Below are 4,513 nucleotides of genomic sequence, written 5' to 3' on the forward strand. Positions count from 1 at the left end.
GCGCATTGAGCACGTGCACTGAACGCGGGGTGCGCTCCAGCAGGAAGTCGTGGGCCAGCGTGCCGTCGCGCAGCACCGCCTGGGCGCGGATGCCCACCACGGTGCCCACGACCAGCGCGAGCAGCGCGAGTTCGAGGGTGAAGCTCGCGGTGCGCAGCAGGGTCGCGCCGACCGTGGTCTTCCCGTCCCGCTCCCCCAGCACGGTGAGCACCGCCCACGAATGCGGTAGCGCCGCATCGGTGGTGCGTGGCAGCACGCGCTGCCCGCCGACGCTCACCCCATTGGCCGGGACCAGGGCTTTCACCAGCTCCCACACACCGATCACCAGGACGAAGGCCGCGACCGGGTAGAGCAGTCGCCACGGATTCCGCCCGACCGCGCCCTTGCGCTGCGCGACGGAGATGCCTTGCGTCTCCACGGCATCCGCGACCGAGGTGACGGTGGCGGCGGTCACCATGCGCCCGCTCCCGTGCTCGTCCGGCGCGGCGCTGTCACTGCCCGGGCCGGGCCGTGTGGTCTCACGATTGGCTCACCGTCGCCTCGATCGGGTGGGCCAGCCGCGGCAGGACCGATTCGCCGTAGGCCTCGAGGGTGGAGGTCTTGGCGTCATGCTGCAGGTAGACCGCGAACTGGTCGACGCCCATCGCCTCCAGTTCGCGCAGGCGGGTGAGGTGTTCGTCCGGGCTGCCCAGCAGGCAGAAGCGGTCCACGATCTCGTCGGGCACGAACTCGGCGTGCGTGTTTCCGGCGCGGCCGTGCTCGTTGTAGTCGTAGCCTTGCCGTCCGGCGATGTAGTCGGTCAGCGCCTTCGGGACATCGGAGTCGCTGCCGTAGCGGGCGACGATATCGGCGACGTGGTTGCCGACCATGCCGCCGAACCACCGGCATTGCTCGCGTGCGTGTTTCAGTGCCGCGGCGCTGCCGTCGGTGATGTAGGCGGGCGCGGCCACGCAGATGGTCACCTCGGCGGGGTCGCGGCCCGCGCGTTCGGCTGCGGCCCGGACCCGCGCGATGGTCCAGGCGGTGATGTCCGGGTCGGCGAGTTGCAGAATGAACCCGTCGGCCACCTCACCGGTGAGATCCAGTGCGCGCGGACCGTATCCGGCCACCCACACCGGCAGCCGCGAAGCGGATGCCCACGGGAACCGGATCGTGGTGTCGCCGATCGTCGCGCTGCGCCCGTTGCCCAGTTCCTGGATGACACCGATGGACTCGCGCAGCGTCGCCAGGTTGGCGGGCCGCCCGCCCAGGGTGCGCACGGCCGAATCACCGCGTCCGATACCGCAAATGGTGCGGTTGCCGAACATGTCGTTGAGGGTGGCGAAGGTCGAGGCGGTGACCGTCCAGTCCCGGGTGGACGGGTTGGTCACCATCGGCCCCACCACGACTTTCCTTGTCGCGGCGAGGATCTGACTGTAGATGACGTAGGGCTCCTGCCACAGCAGATGCGAGTCGAACGTCCACACGTGCGAGAACCCGTGCGTCTCGGCGATTCTCGCCAGTTCCACCACGCGTGAGGCGGGCGGCGTGCACTGCAGCACCACACCGATATCCATGCGGCACTTCTCCCCTCGTTGTCCGGTGGTGTCAGATGAGGTTCTGGGACAGCCCGCGTTTGACGAACCGGCCGTGACCGGCGCTGCCCAGGTATTGCCCGCCGTCGACCAGGACGCGCCCGCGTGAGAGCACGGTGTCGACGTGGCCGTCGATCTCGAAGCCCTCGTAGGCGGAGTAGTCCATGTTCATGTGGTGGGTCTTGCCCAGCCCGATGCTGGTGTGCCCGTTGGGGTCGTAGATCACCACGTCGGCGTCCGCGCCCGGGCTGATCACGCCCTTGCGCGGATACAGCCCGAAGGTGCGCGCGGGCGCGGTGCAGCACACCTCCACCCATTTCTCGAGCGAGATGCGGCCGTCCTTGACGCCCTGGAACATCAGGTCCATGCGGTGTTCGACGCCGCCGATGCCATTGGGGATCTTGCTGAAATCCCCGATGCCCATCTCCTTCTGGTCCTTCATGCAGAACGGGCAGTGGTCGGTGGCCACGGTGGTGACGTCACCGGTGCGGATGAAACGCCACAGCTCGTCCTGATGGCCCTCGGCGCGGGCGCGCAGCGGGGTCGAGCACACCCATTTCGCGCCCTCGAAACCCGGTGCGCCCAGGTTCTCCTCGAGCGAGAGGTACAGGTATTGCGGGCAGGTCTCGCCGAAGACGTTCTGGCCCTTGCCGCGTGCCTCCGCGATCTGTTCCAGGGCCTGCTTGGCCGACACGTGCACCACGTACAGCGGGGCCCCGGTCACCTGCGCCAGCATGATCGCGCGGTGGGTGGCTTCCTCTTCCATCTGCCACGGCCGGGTCACGCCGTGGTAGTAGGGCGCGGTCTCGCCGCGCGACACCGCCTGCTCGACGAGCACGTCGATGGCGATCCCGTTCTCGGCGTGCATCATCAGCAGCGCCCCGAGATCACCGGCGGTCTGCATGGCGCGCAGGATCTGGCCGTCATCGGAGTAGAAGACGCCCGGATAGGCCATGAACAGCTTGAAGCTGGACACGCCCTCGGACACCAATTCGCTCATGCCCTTGAGGGATTCGGCGTCCACCGAACCAACGATCTGGTGGAAGCCGTAGTCGATCGCGCACTTCCCGGACGCCTTGTCGTGCCACAGCGCCAGACTGTCCTGCACGCGCTCGCCCGGCTTCTGGATGGCGAAGTCGATGATCGTCGTGGTGCCGCCGAAAGCGGCTGCCCGCGTCCCGGTTTCGAAGGTGTCGGACGCCTCGGTACCGCCGAAGGGCATCTGCATGTGGGTGTGGCCGTCGACGCCGCCCGGGATCACGTACTTGCCGGTGGCGTCGATGACCGTGTCGGCGGCGGCCGCCAGGTCGCTGCCCAGCGCGGTCGAGCCGGGCTGGATGACCGCGGCGATGGTCTCGCCGTCGATCAGCACATCCAGCTTTTGAGATCCGGTGGCGGACACCACGATTCCGCCGTGAATGAAGGTGCGGCTCACGGCTCCACCAGCTTTCCGTAGGCATCCGGCCGCCGATCCCGATAGAAGGCCCAGCGGTCGCGCACCACCTTGATCAGATCCATGTCCAGATCCCGCACCACCAGTTCCGGCGCGGTATCGGAGGCGACCTCGCCGACGAACTTGCCCTCCGGGTCCACGAAGTAGCTGGTCCCGTAGAAATCGTCGTCGCCGTACTCCTCGATCCCGACCCGGTTGATGGCCCCGATGTAGTACTCGTTGGCCACCGCCGACGCGGGCTGCTCCAGCTTCCACAGGTAGCTCGACAACCCGCGCGAGGTCGCCGACGGATTGAACACGATCTCCGCGCCCGCCAGCCCCAGTGCCCGCCAGCCCTCCGGGAAGTGCCGGTCGTAGCAGATGTAGACGCCGACCTTGCCGACAGCGGTATCGAACACCGGCCAGCCCAGATTGCCCGGCCGGAAGTAGAACTTCTCCCAGAACCCGTTGACGTGCGGAATATGGTGCTTGCGGTACTTGCCCAGGTACGTCCCGTCGGCATCGATCACCGCCGCGGTGTTGTAGAGCAGCCCCGGCTGCTCCTGCTCGTACACCGGCAGCACCATCACCATGCCCAGCTCGCGGGCCAGGGCCGCGAACCGCTCGGTGGTGGGTCCGGGCACCGACTCGGCATAGTCGTAGAACTTGGTGTCCTGCAACTGACAGAAGTAGGGCCCGTAGAACAGCTCCTGAAAGCAGATCACCTTGGCCCCGGCCGCAGCCGCCTGCCGCGCATAGTCCTCATGCGCCTTGATCATCGACTCTTTATCGCCGGTCCAATTGGTCTGCACCAGCGCCGCTCGCACAATCGCCATGCCTTGTGATACTGCACCTGAAACGAATCCACTTGTGTTACAAGTTGATGGAAACGATTTCGTGACCGTAAATCCTCCGACCCGGTGCTCGGAGCTCCTCGGCCGGGCACGCAGAATGACGCTGTGACAACCGAACTCGGACCACCACACGCGGCCGGGGACGATGCCATCTCGACAGACACCGCCACCCCCCGCGACACCGCCCCCGCAGGCGACACGCCGAACGACAGCGCGGCGTCCCTCGCGGCGGCCGCTCACGATCGCACCGCGACAGGCATCGCCGCCGCCGTCAGCCACCGCATCCGCTCCGGCGCGCTGCCGCCCGGCACCCGGCTGCCCACGGTCCGCGAGATGGCCCGGGAACTGCGGGTCTCCCCCGCCACGGTGAACCAGGCGTGGCGGGCGCTGGCGGCGGCCGGGGCGATCGTGGCGCGCGGCCGGGCAGGCACCTTCGTCGAAGACCGGCCGCATCCCCGACCCGTCCCCGCCGTGGGTCGCTACCAGCGGCTACATCCGCAGTCCGACAACGCCTTCCGCATCGATCTGTCGCGCGGCACCCCGGATCCCATGCTGCTGCCGGACCTGACCGCGGCCCTGCGCGCACTCGGCGGCTCGAGCGCGACGGGTGACGACCGCCTCGACGACCTGTCGGCCACCTACCTGGGCGAGGC

General features: G+C 68.1%; 4 protein-coding genes and 1 pseudogene. 1 reads left to right on the plus strand and 4 read right to left on the minus strand.

Features of this window, described 5'->3' with window-relative positions:
• From ACWELQ_RS38995 to ACWELQ_RS39010, 4 genes and pseudogenes are all read right to left on the minus strand, one after another.
• A pseudogene (locus tag ACWELQ_RS38995) lies at positions 1-457 on the minus strand (hypothetical protein); the annotation flags it as partial.
• A 61-nt stretch (positions 458-518) separates the two neighbouring features.
• Positions 519-1,556, minus strand: coding sequence for a TIGR03842 family LLM class F420-dependent oxidoreductase (locus ACWELQ_RS39000; RefSeq protein ID WP_452402028.1), 1,038 nt, complete (start codon positions 1,554-1,556; stop codon positions 519-521).
• A 31-nt stretch (positions 1,557-1,587) separates the two neighbouring features.
• Positions 1,588-3,009, minus strand: a complete 1,422-nt coding sequence (hydA, locus tag ACWELQ_RS39005; protein WP_452402029.1) for a dihydropyrimidinase — start codon at positions 3,007-3,009, stop codon at positions 1,588-1,590.
• Positions 3,006-3,842: a nitrilase-related carbon-nitrogen hydrolase gene (locus tag ACWELQ_RS39010; protein ID WP_033085381.1), complete on the minus strand. Its 837-nt coding sequence runs from the start codon at positions 3,840-3,842 to the stop codon at positions 3,006-3,008. Before ACWELQ_RS39010 ends, hydA begins: the two co-directional genes overlap by 4 nt.
• Before the next feature lie 123 nt (positions 3,843-3,965).
• Here ACWELQ_RS39010 and ACWELQ_RS39015 point away from each other — a divergent pair.
• Positions 3,966-4,513, plus strand: a 548-nt coding sequence (locus tag ACWELQ_RS39015) for a GntR family transcriptional regulator (protein ID WP_452402030.1), incomplete at its 3' end; no start/stop codon positions are given.

Source organism: Nocardia sp. NPDC004722 (genome assembly GCF_053601505.1).